Source organism: Tabrizicola sp., from assembly GCF_051645465.1.
Classification (GTDB): Bacteria; Pseudomonadota; Alphaproteobacteria; order Rhodobacterales; family Rhodobacteraceae; genus Tabrizicola.
Genome location: NZ_JBOFBI010000194.1, coordinates 1 through 13,656 on the forward strand (window position 1 = coordinate 1; position 13,656 = coordinate 13,656).

The following is a 13,656-nucleotide window of genomic DNA, read 5'->3' on the forward strand; positions in this document are numbered from 1 at the left end:
GCGGCGATGCTGGCGGGGCTTCTGAAGGCGCCCTCGACCTTTGCGCCGACGGCGAGCCTGGAGCGGGCGCAGAACCGTGCAGCGGTCGTCATCGGGCTGATGGAGGATCAGGGCTACCTGACCAAAGCCGAAGCGGATGAGGCGCGGGCCAATCCGGCGACGCTTTTCAAGGCCGCGAAGCAGGACTCGGGCGGTTACTTTGCCGACTGGGTGATGGAGACGACGCCGGACTACCTTGCCCGCGACACGACCGAGGACGTGGTCATCGAGACGACGCTTGACCAGGAGATGCAGAAGAAAGCCGAAGAGGCGCTGGCCTGGGTCTTCGAGAACAAGGTCAAGGACGGCTCGAAAGCCCAGGCCGCCATCGTCGTGATGAGCGCGGATGGCGCGGTGCGCGCGATGGTCGGTGGCCGGGATCTTCCGAACGCGGGTGACTTCAACCGCGCCACACAAGCGGTGCGGCAGACCGGGTCGACCTTCAAGCCCTTCATCTACGCGGTGGCGATGGACCTGGGCATGAGTCCCATGGATTACATCGAGGACTCGCCGATGTGCATATATACCGCCGGCTCGGGCGACTGGTGCCCGCAGAACTACGACAAGAAATTCAAGGGCGCGATCACCCTGACCCAGGCTCTCGCGGAGAGCCGTAACATCCCTGCCGCCCGTCTTTCAGAGTCGGTCGGCCGCGATCTGGTGAAGAAGGTTGCGACCGACTTTGGCGTCGCGCAGAACTTCGCCGACGGCCCGGCCCTGGCCCTGGGCGTATCAGAGTCGACGCTGATCGACATGACCGGGGCGTTCGCGGGCATCCTGAACGGCGGCTCGGCCGTTGCACCCTATGGTCTGAGCGCGTTGAAGCTGAAAGGTATGGACGAACCGCTCTTCGGCGCGGGCGGCGGGATCGGCGAGCGGGTGATTTCAGAGCAGGCCGCGCATGCCTTGACCTACATGATGACCGAGGTCCTGAACTCGGGCACTGGAGGCAGGGCGCGGCTGGACGACCGCGAGGCGGCTGGCAAGACCGGCACGACGCAAAGCGCCCGTGACGCCTGGTTCGTGGGGTTCACGGCGGATTATGTGGTGGGCGTCTGGATGGGCTATGACGACAACCGCCCCCTGACCGATGTCACCGGCGGCGGGCTTCCGGCGGAAATCTGGCATGAGGTGATGGTGCGGATCAATGAGGGTGTCGAGGCCAAACCGCTGGTGACGGAAGTGCCCGACTCGACCTATGCGCCCATCGACCCCAGCACGGTCGAAGGAGCAATCGCGCCGGAAGACGTGCCCTACTTCGACGACCCGAACGCGCCGGTCTACGACGGTGGGGCCTATGAGGAGCCTTTGCCCGAAGCCTATACCGCCCCCCTGCCCGACCCGGTGCGCGAAGAGGATCTGGCCGAGCAGATCCTGAACGAAATCCTGCAGGGCGGGAACTGACAGCCGCCAGCGGGATCACATCGGACGAAGTCTCTGTCGCGGTGGCGCTTCACGCCTTTCCCGGCGTAGCCTCCTCGAGCACTTCGTTCAGTCGTCGGGCGGTGCGCAGCGAGGAGTGCACGAAGTGCTCGAGGAGCGGTTGCGTAAATGCCGATTACGCCGTTGGTCAGAGCTTCCGCCGGGCCCGGAGTGCGGCGCCGATCGTGCCGTCGTCGAGATAGTCGAGCTCGCCGCCGATCGGGACGCCCTGGGCCAAAGTGGTGATCTGGGCATCGGTTCCGGCCAGCGCATCGGCGATGTAGTGCGCGGTGGTCTGGCCATCGACCGTGGCGTTCAGCGCAAGGATCACCTCGCGGATGCCTTCGTCGGTCACACGGGCCGCAAGGCGGGGGATGCCAAGTTCGTCGGGGCCGATGGCGTCCAGGGCCGAGAGTGTGCCGCCGAGAACGTGGTAGCGACCGCGGAAGACCTGGCCGCGCTCCATGGCCCAGAGGTCGGCGACATCTTCGACCACGCAGATCTCGCCGGTCGCGCGGGCGGGGTTCTGGCAGATCGGGCAGAGGTCAGAGGTCGAGATATTGCCGCAGACCCGGCAATCCTTGGCAGCAAGTGCCACCTCGGCCAGGGACTGCGCAAGGGGGGCCATCAGCTGCGCGCGCTTCTTCAGAAGCACCAGCACGGCGCGGCGGGCTGACCTTGGGCCAAGGCCCGGAAGCCGGGCCATGAGGTCGATCAGCGCCTCGATGCCGGTCTCGTCTGCCATCAGAAGGGAAGCTTCATGCCGGGCGGCATGCCCATCTCTTCTGCAAGCTTGCCCATCTCTTGTTCGCTGCGCGCCTTGGCCCTCAGCTGCGCGTCGTGAATGGCGGCAAGGATCAGGTCCTCGACCACTTCCTTTTCGCTGGCGACCAGGATCGACGGGTCGATGTCGAGGCCGGTGACCTCGCCCTTGGCCGTCGCGCGAGCTTTCACCAGGCCGGCGCCGGATTCACCGACCACTACGATCCGGGCAAGCTCTTCCTGCAGTTCGGCAAGCTTGCCCTGCATTTCCTGAGCGGCCTTCATCATCTTGGCCATGTCGCCAAGCCCGCCCAATCCGCCGAGACCCTTCAGCATGTCGTTCTCCGTCCGTTTCGTCTGAGATACGGGTCTGGTGTCCGTCGTGCAAGGTCAGGGTGTGGAACGGAAGAGCATCCGTCGCAACGCAAAGCCTTCGGAGCGGAAGAAAGCGTGGGCGTCGTGGTTTGCCTCCCAGGTGTCGAGGAGGATTTCGTCGGCCTTCAGGTCTCGCGCCAGATCGCGGGCGGCTTGCAAAAGCGCCCGGCCGTGGCCCAGGCGGCGGGCCTCGGGGGCGACGGCGACGTGGTCGATCAAGAGGCGGCGGATGGGGGGAGAGAAGGCGTTCGCCTCGCGGGTCTGGAGCTGGCAGAGCGCGTAGCCGACGGGCGGATCGCCGGTCAGGAAGACGGTGCAGGCGGGGTCGGCGAGGCGGTCGGTGAAAAAGGCCAGAAGTCCCGCCGGGTCAGGGTTGGGGAAGAAAACATCGGGGTAGCGGGTGGCGTGCCAGCCCTGCACGTGGGCGTTCAGTCGAGCGACGATTGCGACATCGCCGGGGGTGGCACGGCGGACGGTCATTCTTCGAACGGGTCCCAGTCGTCGTCGACCTCGGGCTCGGCCTGTGGGAGGGCAGAGCTGGCGGCCTGGGCAACGAGGGCCTCGGGGGTTCGGACCTCGGTGATCTTCGCGCCGGGGAAGGCCGTCAGGATCGCCTGGACCAGCGGGTTCTGGGCGGCCTCGGAGCGGACTTCGGCGAGTTCGGCGTTTCTGGCGTCGGCAATCGTGGGCGCACCGCCGGTCGACACGACCGATACGCCCCAACGCGCGCCGGTCCAGCCTTGCAGGCGCTGGCCTAGGCGGGAAGCAAGGTCGGGCTTGGCGCCGGGGGCGGGTTCGAATTCGATGCGGCCGGGGGCGTAGCGGGCCAAGCGGAGGCCGGTTTCGACCTCGTTGAGGAGGAGCATGTCGCGCTTCTGGCGGATCAGGTCCACGACCTGTTCGAAGGTCGCGTAGACCTGGAGCTGGCTTTCGGCGAGGGCCGGGGCGGCGGCTGTCATGGTCGGGCCGCGCATCGGGGCGGAGGGGGTACGAACGGCGTGGACAGCGCCGCCTCCTGCCGGTGCGCCACCTGGAACCCCGCTGCCCGGGGGCGGGCGGGGGCTGTCGGAGAGCTTCTTCACCAGCGTCTCGGGGTCGGGCAGATCGGCGACATGGGTCAGGCGGATCACGGCCATCTCGGCGGCCATCATCGCATTTGGAGCCAGCGCCACCTCTTCAAGCGCCTTCAGGAGCATCTGCCACATCCGCGTCAGCGCCCGCATCGGCAGGCGCGAGGCCATGTCGGTGCCGCGGGTCTGTTCGTCGGGCGGGGTCGTCGGGTCTTCGGCCGCCGCAGGGTTGATCTTGACCACCGAAATCCAGTGCGTGATCTCGGCCAGGTCGCGCAGGACGGTCATCGGATCGGCGCCATCGGCGTATTGCGCGGAAAGCTCAGCCAGGGCGGCAGCGGCGTCGCCCTTCATGATCAGATCGAAGAGGTCGAGCGTGCGGCCCCGGTCGGCCAGGCCCAGCATGGCGCGGACTTGGGTCGCGCTTGTCTCGCCCGCACCGTGGCTGATCGCCTGGTCCAGAAGGCTGGTCGCGTCGCGGGCCGAGCCTTCGGCAGCGCGGGTGATCAGCGCCAGCGCATCGTCGCTGATCGCGGCCCCTTCGGCGTCGGCAATTCGGCGGAGAAGGGCCAGCATGACTTCCGGCTCGATCCGTTTCAGGTCAAAGCGCTGGCAGCGGGAGAGGACCGTGACCGGGACTTTGCGGATCTCGGTGGTGGCGAAGATGAACTTCACATGGGCGGGGGGTTCTTCCAGCGTCTTCAGAAGCGCGTTGAAGGCGCTGGTCGACAGCATGTGGACTTCGTCGATGATGTAGATCTTGTAGCGCGCGCTGGCGGCCCGGTAGTGGACGGAGTCGATGATCTCGCGGATGTCGCCCACGCCGGTGCGGGAGGCCGCGTCCATCTCCATCACGTCGACATGGCGGCCTTCCGCGATGGCCCGGCAGGGTTCGCATTTCCCGCAGGGGTCAGTGGTCGGCCCGCCCTGCCCGTCCGGCCCGACGCAGTTGAGCCCCTTGGCGATGATCCGCGCAGTGGTCGTCTTGCCGGTGCCCCGGATGCCCGTCATGACAAAAGCATGCGCGATCCGGTCGGCCGCAAAGGCGTTCCGCAAGGTGCGCACCATCGCCTCTTGCCCGACGAGGTCGGCAAAGGTTTCCGGGCGGTACTTGCGGGCCAGGACCTGGTAGGATTTTTCGGGCGTGTCGGACATCAAGGCTCACGGATGACTCGGAGGGTGAGACTAGGCCGGGTGGAGGGCGAGGTCTACCGGGAAAGGGCGGACTTGGGGTTGCATGTTCTGCCCAAGCAAAAGATGACTGCGGTTGGAACTGCGCCTGACAAATGCTGAGAACAGTATGTTCCCTGAAGATGCCATCTACTTCTATTCGCAAACAGAGGCCTTCTCGGAGTTCTCCAACTTTGCGCCTTTTGGGGTCGAACTCGACGGCCTTTGGTGGCCAACTGTGGAGCACTACTTTCAAGCCCAGAAGTTCGAGGATGCCGGGTATCGCGAACAGATACGTCGGGCCCGTCGACCCAAGGACGCCAAGGCTTTGGGAATGACTCGCTCGCTTGCGCTGCGATCCGACTGGGAAGAGGTCAAGGAAGGCATCATGCATCGCGCAGTGCTGACCAAATTCAGGACGCACCCGGTGCTGGCTCAGCTTCTGATGTCTACCGGCGATCGGCTGCTCGTCGAGAACGCCCCTATGGACGCCTACTGGGGTTGCGGACCAGATGGTTCCGGGCAGAACAAGCTTGGCAAGATACTTATGGCGATCAGGTCAGAGCTTCGACTTAACTCGTCGTCAAACTAGCGCGCATTCATTCAGATTAGATTGCCATGTGCTGTCATGAGTGAGGCCAGACCGGAATATCGGTCAACCTACCCCCCAACCGCCCCATAAAGCCGGTTCGGCAGGCCCCTCAGCACATCTGCGTTCCGACGCATGCGGGCGAAGGACCAGGCGCCCTGGAAGCCGATCAGCAGGGTCTCGGCCATCTCATGCGCGGTCTCGGGTGCAAGGCCCACGGCCTCACCGTGCCGGGCGGCGGCGGTGATGATGCGGTTGAAGGCGGCTTCGGCCTGGGTGCGGAACCGGCCCTGGTCGGGGCCTTCGAACATCAGGCCGAAGATCGGGCAGGCGTCGGCGCTGTCGAGGATGTCGAAGAACTTGGCCATCTTGTAGCAGAAGGTCGTGGCCCCATGCCGCCAGTCGGTCGCGTCCCGGAAGCTGTCGTCGATCACGCGGATGACTTCCGAGGCGGTCCAGTCGGCGGCGGCACAGGCGAGGTCGGACTTGCCCAACGGGAAATGGTGGTAGAGCGAGCCCTTGGGCACCCCGGCCTCGGTCAGGATTTCGGCAAGGCCTGTGCCATCATAGCCGCGCTGCATGAAAAGCCGCGTGGCGGTGGTGATCAGGCGGTCCTTGGTTCTGGGTTCTTCGGTCATGGGGCTGGAACATAGGGGTGAAAGCCGCTGAAGAGAAGACTAGACCAATTGGTCTAATCATGCTACTAGACCAATTGGTCCAATCGGCGGAGGCAGAGATGCTTGATGCGACGGTGCGTTTGCAGGACGTGGACGGCGAAGACCTCGATATCCGAAGCGATGGCGCGACCTTGCGGGGTCGGCTCTTCCGGCCAAAGGGTGCGCCGAGGGCAGCGCTGGTGGTGCATGGCGCGACGGGGGTTCCGGCGGGGTTCTACCGGGCCTTCGCAGAGTGGGCTGCTGCCGAGCGGGACCTGGCGGTGCTGACCTATGACTACCGCGATTTCGGCGCCTCGGCCCGGCGGCCGGTGCGGAAATCGAAGGCTACGATGGCCGACTGGGGCCGCTACGATCAGGCGGCGGCGCTGTCGACGCTGGCGCGGATGTTCCCGGATACGCCGCGATGGGTGCTGGGGCATTCGCTGGGCGGGCTGTGGTTGGGCTGGCACGACGCGATGACGCGGGTCGAGCGGGTGGTGACGATCGGTACGGGGATGGTGCATGTGACCGACCATCCTTTGCGCTATCGCTGGAAGGCCCGGCTGGTGTGGTCGCCCATGGTGCGGGGAACGGCGGGGTTGTTGGGCTATCTGCCAGGCCGGATGATGGGGCTTGGCGCAGACTTGCCCCGAGGGGTCTACGAGGAATGGCGGCGCTGGTGCCTGACGCGGGGGCTGCACCTGTCCGAGGTCGGGCGCAGCTTGCCGCTGCCCGATCCGTCCCGGGTCAAGGCCCGGCTGCGGATGATCGCGGTCGCGGACGACGACATGGTGCCGCCCGCAGCGGTGTGGCGGGCGCGGGCGCTTTATCCCGAGGCGATGAAAGAGCAGCTGGTGCTGCGGCCTGCGGACTTCGGGCTGAAGCATATTGGCCATATCGCTGCGTTCCACCGCCGGAATGCGGTGCTGTGGCCTGCGATCCTGGACTGACGTTTCGGCGCCCCAGGTCGGGGCCGCCCTAACGTTTGCCCCCGTCGTACCGTGCTTTCACGGCCAGGCTCTTCTTGATCTGCCGACCGAACCGCCGGTTCCGCTCGCGCGCCTCGGCGGGGGTTTCGCTGTTGTGCCGGTCCTCGCGCTTCAGCTTGTCCCAGCGGTTGAGGCGGGCTTCGTCCAGGTGGCCGTCCTCGATCGCCTGCCGGACAGCGCAGCCCGGTTCGGTCTGGTGGGTGCAGTCGCGGAACCGGCAGAGGCCGACGAGGTCGGTCACGTCCTGAAACACCGCGTCGATGCCGGTGGAGGCATCCGTCAGGCTGAGCGAGCGCATGCCGGGCGTGTCGATCAGCCAGCCGCCATGCGCAAGGGCATGCATCGAGCGGATCGTGGTGGTGTGCCGCCCCCGCGCATCGCTTTCGCGGATCGGCCCGGTCGCGCCTTCACCGCCCGTCAGTGTGTTGGTCAGCGTGGTCTTGCCGACCCCGGAAGAGCCGAGGAGCGCGACCGTCTGGCCTTCCCGGCACCATTCGGCAAGGTCCGTTGCCACCCCCGGATCGCGGGCGTCCAGCGCCAGGACGATCAGGTTACGCTGCAGGCGGGCGGCCCGGTTGCGGTAGTCTTCGGCATCTTCGCTGGTATCGGCCTTGGTCAGCAGAATCACCGGCTCGGTCCCTGCTTCGGCTGACAGCGCCAGATACCGCTCCAGCCGCGCCGGGTTGAAGTCAGCGTTGCAGGAGGTGACGATGAAGAGCGTATCGACATTCGCCGCAATGAGCTGCGTGGCATTGCCCGTCCCTGCCGCGCGGCGGCTGAGTTCGGTCTTCCGGTCAAGGCATCGGGTGATGCGCCCGCTGTCGGTGAGAACCCAGTCGCCGATGGCCAGATCGCCTGCCGTCAAGGCCCCGGTAAAGGGCAGGGTAACCGGACCGGTCGTGGAGAGACCGTCGATCCGGGCGCGGTGGACCCCGGTTATGCGGACGGGGGTCAGGGAAAGCTCGGTTTCGTCGAGTTGTGATAGAAAGGCGTTGGACCAGCCAAGGCTGGAAAGCGTGCGTTCAGGGGTCAATTGAAGCGTTCCTTGCGAAGGAGAAGCAGGCCCGTTGCAGATCCGGTGTGGACATGCGGGCGGCTGGTTCGGGCTGGAACGCGGTCTGGTTGAGGCGTGAGCCTCAGTGCGCCCCGGCCCGGAGCGATGCTGCGACAGTCATGGGCACACTCCTTCTTTCTCGGGTTGCGCGAGGTGAGAGGCTGGACAACGACCCAAGTGGGGCTCGTTACGGCTGCTTCCTTCCGGACCTGACCGGGTTGGCGAGGCACCTGCCCGCGCCAACCTCTCAAGGGTTCATATAGGCCTGTGGCGGGGGATTCGCAAGGAAGTGCGATGGTGGCCTCCTCGTTCGACTTCGTCTCCTCGTCGGAGGGTCGCGTGCGAGGATTGCACGAAGTTGCTCGACGAGCATTGCCTTGCAGTCTCATACTTGCAGCGACGCGCACGGGAGACCGGGAATGACGAGACTTCAACGCCTGGACTGGCCTGACAACGGCACCCCCGACCTGCCACCGGCCTTTTCGCTGGCAGAGGCCGAGGCGCGGCTTCAGGCGATGCGGGCGGCGATGGCGGCGGCGGGCTATGCGGCGCTGGTCGTCTATGGCGACCGGGAGCATGCGGCGAACCTGCATTGGCTGACGGGGTTCGACCCGCGCTTTGAAGAGGCGGTGCTGATCGTCACTGAGGGGGACGCGCTGTTGCTGGCGGGCAATGAGTGCCTGGCCTACACGGTTGTGTCGCCCCTCGTCGCGGTGGGCCGGGTGCGGACGGGGCTGTGCGCCTCGCTGTCGTTGCCCAGCCAGCCGCGTGGGACAAAGCGGCTTTGGGACTGGCTGAACGAGGTGATCCCCGCCGGGGCGACAGTCGGCGCGGTCGGGTGGAAGTGGTACGGGGCGGACGAGCTGCCTGCGGGGCAAGACCCGGCCCAGGCGCTGGATATCCCGGCCTTTCTTGCCGATCCGCTGAGGCAGCGGGCGGGGCGGGTGGAGAACGCGACAGCACTTTTCATGCATCCGGGGTTTGGCCTTCGGGCGCAGGTCTCGGTTGATGACATCGCCCGGCTGGAGTTTTCGAACCACATGGCCGCATCCGCCCTCCGCCGTATGGTCTTTGCGTTCCATGACGGGATGACCGACTTCGCGGCGGTCGAGGCGGCGAGGATCGGGGGGCTGCCGCTTGGCTGCCATGTGACCTTCGCGATGGGTGACACGCCCGGTCTCTCCGGCCCGATTGGCGACCGGATCACGCGGGGCAAGCCCGCGAGCTTCAACATCGCGCATTGGGGGTCGAACATCTGCCGGGCGGGCTGGATGGCCCGGGGGCCGAAAGACTTACCTGCCTCTGCCGAGGGCTATCTGGAGGAGTTCGTCTTCCCCTATGCCAAGGCGATGTCGGAATGGTGTGGGCTGATGCGCTCCGGGGTGAAGGGCGGCGAGGTCTGGGCGATGATCCACGACCGGTTGCCGGTGGAGTTCGGGATCACGCTGAACCCCGGCCATCTGATCGGGCTGGACGAATGGATGTCCTCGCCGATCACGCCGGGGTCGGACATCCCGCTCGCCTCGGGCATGGCGATGCAGATGGACGTGATCCCCGCGCATCCCGGCTGGGGCTCGACCCGGATGGAGGATGGCTATGTCATTGCGGATGCTGGGCTGAGGGAGGCGCTGTCGCGGCATCATCCGAACGCCGCCCGCCGCTGTGCCGCCCGAGCCCAGTTCATGCGCGAAGTGATCGGGATGGAGGTGCCGGAAGCCCTGCTGCCCTTGGCCGACACCTGCGGGATCATTGCGCCCTGGCTCCTCGACCCGGCGCAGGTTGTGGTCCTTTAAGGTGACGCGGCGTTCCGGGTGACCTTGCGCGCCGTCCGCGCCATTCTGCGGGAAAGGGAGAGACCAATGACCAGCTATCCGCATCTTCTTGCCCCGATCACTCTGGGCCAGGTCACGCTGCGCAATCGCAGCCTGATGGGGTCGATGCATACGGGGCTGGAGGAGACGGGCGACTGGGGTCGGGTTGCGGCCTTCTATGCCGCGCGGGCGCGGGGCGGGGCGGGGCTGATCGTGACGGGCGGGATGGCTCCGAACAGCGAGGGCGGGGTGTTTCCAGGGGCTGCGGGGCTGTTTTCGGACAAGGACATCGCGAACCACCGGCGGGTGACGGATGCCGTCCATGCCGAGGGCGGGCATATCGCGATGCAGATCCTGCATGCGGGGCGGTATGCTTACGGCAAGGAATGTGTGGCGCCCTCTCCGATCAAGTCGCCGATCTCGCCGTTTCCGCCGCGTGAGCTGGATGAGGACGGGATCGAGACGCAGATCGCGGACATCGCCACCGCCGCTGCCCGCGCAGTTGAGGCAGGCTATGACGGGGTCGAGGTGATGGGGTCGGAGGGGTATTTCCTGAACCAGTTCCTGGTGACCCACACCAACCGCCGGACCGATCGCTGGGGCGGGTCTTACGAGAACCGGATGCGTTTGCCGGTGGAGGTGGTGACCCGCGTCCGCGCCGCAATGGGGCCAGGGGCGGTGCTTATCTATCGGATTTCTTTGATCGATCTGGTGCCTGATGGGTCGAGCTGGGAGGAGGTTATCCAGCTAGCCAAAGCGATCGAGGGTGCTGGAGCCTCGGTCCTGAACACCGGGATCGGCTGGCATGAGGCGCGGGTGCCAACGATTGCGACCTCGGTCCCGCGGGCGGGGTTCGCGCATCTGACGGCGCGCCTGCGGCCTGAGGTTGGCATCCCGGTCATCACTTCGAACCGGATCAACACGCCCGAGGTGGCGGAGAAGCTGCTGGCCGAAGGGGCGGCGGACATGGTGTCGATGGCGCGGCCCTGGCTTGCGGATGCGGATTTCATCGCCAAGGCGGCCAGCGGGCGGGCGGCGGAAATCGCGCCGTGCATCGCCTGCAATCAGGCGTGCCTGGACCATACGTTCTCGGGGAAGCTCACAAGTTGCCTCGTCAATCCAAGGGCTTGCCACGAGACCGAGCTGACCTACGAACCCGCCGCCAAGGCAAAGCGGGTGGCCGTTGTGGGGGCTGGGCCAGCGGGGATGATCACGGCGATCGTCGCGGCGGGGCGGGGGCATTCCGTCACGCTGTTCGACCGGGCGGCAGGGGTCGGCGGGCAGCTGAACCTGGCCAAGCAGGTGCCGGGGAAGGAAGAGTTCCATGGGCTGGTCGACTGGTTCGCCACCATGCTCTGCCATCCGAACATCGAGTTGAAGCTTGGGGCTGAGGCCGGGGCCGAGGATCTGGCGGGCTTCGACGAGGTGGTGATTGCCACCGGCGTCGCCCCGCGCGATCCGGAGATTCCGACGGATGAAGGTGCGACGGTCCTCAGCTACATCGACGTGCTGAAGGGGGCGAAGGTCGGCCCTCGGGTAGCGGTGGTGGGTGCCGGGGGAATCGGCTTTGACGTGGCCGAAACGCTTGTGCATCAAGGCGTTAGCCCCACGCTGGACCCGGCGCTGTGGCGTGCGGAATGGGGTGTTTCGGCGCCGTGGGATGACCGGGGCGGGTTGGCGCCCGAAGGCCCGGAACCGCATCCGCCGGCGCGGGAGGTGCATCTTCTGCAGCGGAAAGCCGAGAAGCCGGGGCGCGGTCTGGGCAAGACGACCGGCTGGATTCACCGGGCGAGCCTGGCGATGAAGCGGGTCAGGATGCAGGGCGGGGTGAACTATGAACGGATCACGGCGGAGGGGTTGCTGATCAGCCATGGCCCGAACCGCGAGGAACCGGAGCTGCTGGCGGTCGATGCCGTGGTGCTTTGCGCGGGACAGCTGCCGGAACGCAGGCTTTCGGCTGAGCTGACCCGCCGCGGCGTCGCCCACCATCTGATCGGCGGGGCGGACGTGGCGGCAGAGCTTGATGCAAAGCGCGCGATTGATCAGGGCGCAAGGCTGGCGGCGCGGCTTTGAGGTGTTGTGGGCGGTCTGGTTCACGAAAGGTGAATGAGGTTTTCCCAGGACGGACGCAACGGATGCAGGGCGGGCGCTGAATCCTCTTGAAACGCTGGGTTAATTCTTGAACTTTTCGAACCGGTTGGCGGTCTTGAATCCGTCTTGGAACCGTCTTGCTTTGATCTATGCGCGCGTATGGGTTTGCGGGCGTTAACCTTGTGGCGCGAATCGGGGAGACGCGGGGGACGGTAGGTTGGCACCCCACCCAAGGCACCATGCAGATGCAGGAATATCCGGCATGCCGTCACATGACGATGCGACACTGAAGTTCTACGCAGACTCTGCCGAGGTCTATGTTGCGAGCGGGCCGGGAGGCGTCAGCCGGCATCTGGCCGGGTTTCTTGAGTTGCTTCCACCGGGCTCCAAAGTTCTGGAGCTTGGCTGTGGCGGGGGGCGGGACGCGCAGGCGATGATCGCCGCGGGCCATAGGGTTGATCCGACCGACGGGTCGCCCGCGATTGCCCGCAAGGCCGAAGAGCTGCTGGGGATCCCTGTCCGGGTCATGCGGTTTGAGGAGCTGGACGTCGACGGTGTGTACGACGCTGTCTGGGCCAATGCCTCTTTGCTGCATGTACCGCGGGCGGGGCTTCCGGCGGTCCTTGCGAAGGTCTGGAGGGCGCTAAGGCCCGGAGGCCTGCATCACGCGACCTACAAGGCGGGAGAGGCGGAAGGGCGGGACGGGCATGGGCGATACTTCAGTTATCTCGCTCGCGAGGAGCTGGTCGCCATGTACGAACGTTCGGGCCAGTGGGAGATTCTGTCGGTCAACGAATATGTTGGCGGCGGTTTTGCTGGCAGCCAAGGCCCCTGGCTTGCACTGATGGCAAAGAAAAGCTGAGCATATGCATAGCGGCAAGTGGAAGGCTTCGGGAGCTTTCCCACGCTCTCCCTCCCCCAGGGCGGGGGAGGGACGCGCGAAACGCCGGGTGGCGTTTCGGATTGCTGACTACGGGTCAGCCGCCCGACGACGGAGCGGTGATCACAGCGCTGTCGAGTGCTGCCTGAAGCTCGGTGGCATCCACGGCGCCGTCGGCGTTGGCGTCAACCGCCGTGAACTGCTCTTCGGTCATATCGGTAAAGACCGCCTGAAGCTCAGCCAGGTTCCAGGTGCCACTGCCGTCTGCATCCGGAACTTCCGGCATGGCTGTCTGCGCGAAAGCGGCGCCAGCGAAGGCAACGGGACCAAGCAGAATTGCGATGCGTTTCATGGAAGTCTCCTTTTATGTCCACGATTGTGTGGCGCGGGATTTCCCGCCCCGAGGTTTAGCTAGGCGGGCCTGGAAGGATATTCCATAGCTATACGACAGTGCCCGGAATCCGCAGCAGATAGCCGCCATATCGTCGACAGTCCGAGAACAGTTTCCCGCCGACTCGAGGGGTCCGGGCGTTTCCTTGCCCAGACAGAATCGGTCTTCCGGCGAGAGCTCGCCGATCGGAAACATGCATCAAACGTTTCGATGCCATCAACGATCCCCCACAATACCCCGGATCGGACGCGCGTTTGCCGCCATCCTGCCCGAATTGATCGCGAAACCTATTGTTTAGAAACGGCGTGAATGTTCCCAAGAGGACAACTATGGATCGACTGACAGAGATGGAGGCCT

Annotated in this window: 13 protein-coding genes and 1 other RNA gene; 6 read left to right on the plus strand and 8 right to left on the minus strand. The window is 65.8% G+C overall.

Annotated elements, in window-relative coordinates; all coding sequences use genetic code 11:
- The coding region (locus tag ACRCSW_RS12520; protein WP_438705533.1) for a transglycosylase domain-containing protein at nt 1-1,443 on the plus strand (1,443 nt) is incomplete at its 5' end.
- Between the two features lie 166 nt (nt 1,444-1,609).
- On the opposite strand, the gene recR is transcribed toward ACRCSW_RS12520, so the two are convergent.
- Genes recR through ACRCSW_RS12540 form a run of 4 tightly spaced genes read right to left on the minus strand, consistent with a single transcriptional unit; the run spans nt 1,610 to nt 4,823 of the window.
- Complete coding sequence (recR, locus tag ACRCSW_RS12525; protein WP_438705534.1) at nt 1,610-2,206, minus strand: recombination mediator RecR; 597 nt, start codon at nt 2,204-2,206, stop codon at nt 1,610-1,612.
- Nucleotides 2,206-2,559 (minus strand): YbaB/EbfC family nucleoid-associated protein, encoded by a 354-nt coding sequence (locus tag ACRCSW_RS12530; protein ID WP_438705536.1) that lies wholly within the window; start codon nt 2,557-2,559, stop codon nt 2,206-2,208. Before ACRCSW_RS12530 ends, recR begins: the two co-directional genes overlap by 1 nt.
- Before the next feature lie 54 nt (nt 2,560-2,613).
- The gene (locus ACRCSW_RS12535) at nt 2,614-3,078 is read right to left on the minus strand and encodes a GNAT family N-acetyltransferase (RefSeq protein ID WP_438705538.1); all 465 of its coding nucleotides are present in this window, start codon (nt 3,076-3,078) and stop codon (nt 2,614-2,616) included.
- A complete protein-coding gene (locus ACRCSW_RS12540) occupies nt 3,075-4,823 on the minus strand; it encodes a DNA polymerase III subunit gamma/tau (RefSeq protein WP_438705539.1) in 1,749 nt (582 codons plus the stop codon). Before ACRCSW_RS12540 ends, ACRCSW_RS12535 begins: the two co-directional genes overlap by 4 nt.
- 112 nt (nt 4,824-4,935) lie before the next feature.
- On the opposite strand from ACRCSW_RS12540, the gene ACRCSW_RS12545 reads away from it, so the two are divergent.
- Nucleotides 4,936-5,430 carry an NADAR family protein gene (locus tag ACRCSW_RS12545; protein WP_438705540.1) on the plus strand — a complete coding sequence of 165 codons (495 nt, stop codon included), beginning with the start codon at nt 4,936-4,938 and terminating at the stop codon, nt 5,428-5,430.
- A 68-nt stretch (nt 5,431-5,498) separates the two neighbouring features.
- Here the strand turns inward: ACRCSW_RS12545 and ACRCSW_RS12550 are convergent, their stop codons facing one another.
- Complete coding sequence (locus ACRCSW_RS12550; RefSeq protein WP_438705542.1) at nt 5,499-6,065, minus strand: TetR/AcrR family transcriptional regulator; 567 nt, start codon at nt 6,063-6,065, stop codon at nt 5,499-5,501.
- 98 nt (nt 6,066-6,163) lie between these two features.
- Between ACRCSW_RS12550 and ACRCSW_RS12555 the strand changes: the two genes are divergently transcribed.
- The gene (locus ACRCSW_RS12555; protein ID WP_438705543.1) at nt 6,164-7,033 is read left to right on the plus strand and encodes an alpha/beta hydrolase family protein; all 870 of its coding nucleotides are present in this window, start codon (nt 6,164-6,166) and stop codon (nt 7,031-7,033) included.
- Between the two features lie 28 nt (nt 7,034-7,061).
- Here the strand turns inward: ACRCSW_RS12555 and rsgA are convergent, their stop codons facing one another.
- Together rsgA and ffs are read right to left on the minus strand one after the other, a co-directional pair.
- Nucleotides 7,062-8,105 (minus strand): ribosome small subunit-dependent GTPase A, encoded by a 1,044-nt coding sequence (gene rsgA, locus ACRCSW_RS12560; protein WP_438705544.1) that lies wholly within the window; start codon nt 8,103-8,105, stop codon nt 7,062-7,064.
- Between the two features lie 172 nt (nt 8,106-8,277).
- Nucleotides 8,278-8,376, minus strand: an RNA gene (gene ffs, locus ACRCSW_RS12565) — signal recognition particle sRNA small type.
- Between the two features lie 169 nt (nt 8,377-8,545).
- On the opposite strand from ffs, the gene ACRCSW_RS12570 reads away from it, so the two are divergent.
- The 3 genes from ACRCSW_RS12570 to ACRCSW_RS12580 all read left to right on the plus strand — a co-directional run bounded on the left by ACRCSW_RS12570 (nt 8,546) and on the right by ACRCSW_RS12580 (nt 12,890).
- On the plus strand, nt 8,546-9,919 hold the full coding sequence (locus ACRCSW_RS12570; RefSeq protein ID WP_438705545.1) for an aminopeptidase P family N-terminal domain-containing protein: 1,374 nt from the start codon (nt 8,546-8,548) through the stop codon (nt 9,917-9,919).
- A gap of 66 nt (nt 9,920-9,985) precedes the next feature.
- Nucleotides 9,986-12,010: an oxidoreductase gene (locus ACRCSW_RS12575; protein ID WP_438705547.1), complete on the plus strand. Its 2,025-nt coding sequence runs from the start codon at nt 9,986-9,988 to the stop codon at nt 12,008-12,010.
- Nucleotides 12,011-12,290: 280 nt separating this feature from the next.
- The gene (locus ACRCSW_RS12580; RefSeq protein ID WP_438705549.1) at nt 12,291-12,890 is read left to right on the plus strand and encodes a class I SAM-dependent methyltransferase; all 600 of its coding nucleotides are present in this window, start codon (nt 12,291-12,293) and stop codon (nt 12,888-12,890) included.
- A gap of 115 nt (nt 12,891-13,005) precedes the next feature.
- On the opposite strand, the gene ACRCSW_RS12585 is transcribed toward ACRCSW_RS12580, so the two are convergent.
- Entirely contained in the window at nt 13,006-13,260 is a 255-nt protein-coding gene (locus tag ACRCSW_RS12585) for an EF-hand domain-containing protein (RefSeq protein WP_438705550.1), read from the minus strand.
- Nucleotides 13,261-13,656: the final 396 nt, after the last annotated feature.

Coding starts and splice junctions, on each gene's coding strand:
- recR (WP_438705534.1), bottom strand. CDS start 2,206: ATGGCAGACGAGACCGGCATCGAGGCGCTGATCGACCTCATGGCCCGG.
- ACRCSW_RS12530 (WP_438705536.1), bottom strand. CDS start 2,559: ATGCTGAAGGGTCTCGGCGGATTGGGCGGGCTTGGCGACATGGCCAAG.
- ACRCSW_RS12535 (WP_438705538.1), bottom strand. CDS start 3,078: ATGACCGTCCGCCGTGCCACCCCCGGCGATGTCGCAATCGTCGCTCGA.
- ACRCSW_RS12540 (WP_438705539.1), bottom strand. CDS start 4,823: ATGTCCGACACGCCCGAAAAATCCTACCAGGTCCTGGCCCGCAAGTAC.
- ACRCSW_RS12550 (WP_438705542.1), bottom strand. CDS start 6,065: ATGACCGAAGAACCCAGAACCAAGGACCGCCTGATCACCACCGCCACG.
- ACRCSW_RS12555 (WP_438705543.1), top strand. CDS start 6,164: ATGCTTGATGCGACGGTGCGTTTGCAGGACGTGGACGGCGAAGACCTC.
- ACRCSW_RS12570 (WP_438705545.1), top strand. CDS start 8,546: ATGACGAGACTTCAACGCCTGGACTGGCCTGACAACGGCACCCCCGAC.
- ACRCSW_RS12575 (WP_438705547.1), top strand. CDS start 9,986: ATGACCAGCTATCCGCATCTTCTTGCCCCGATCACTCTGGGCCAGGTC.
- ACRCSW_RS12580 (WP_438705549.1), top strand. CDS start 12,291: ATGCCGTCACATGACGATGCGACACTGAAGTTCTACGCAGACTCTGCC.
- ACRCSW_RS12585 (WP_438705550.1), bottom strand. CDS start 13,260: ATGAAACGCATCGCAATTCTGCTTGGTCCCGTTGCCTTCGCTGGCGCC.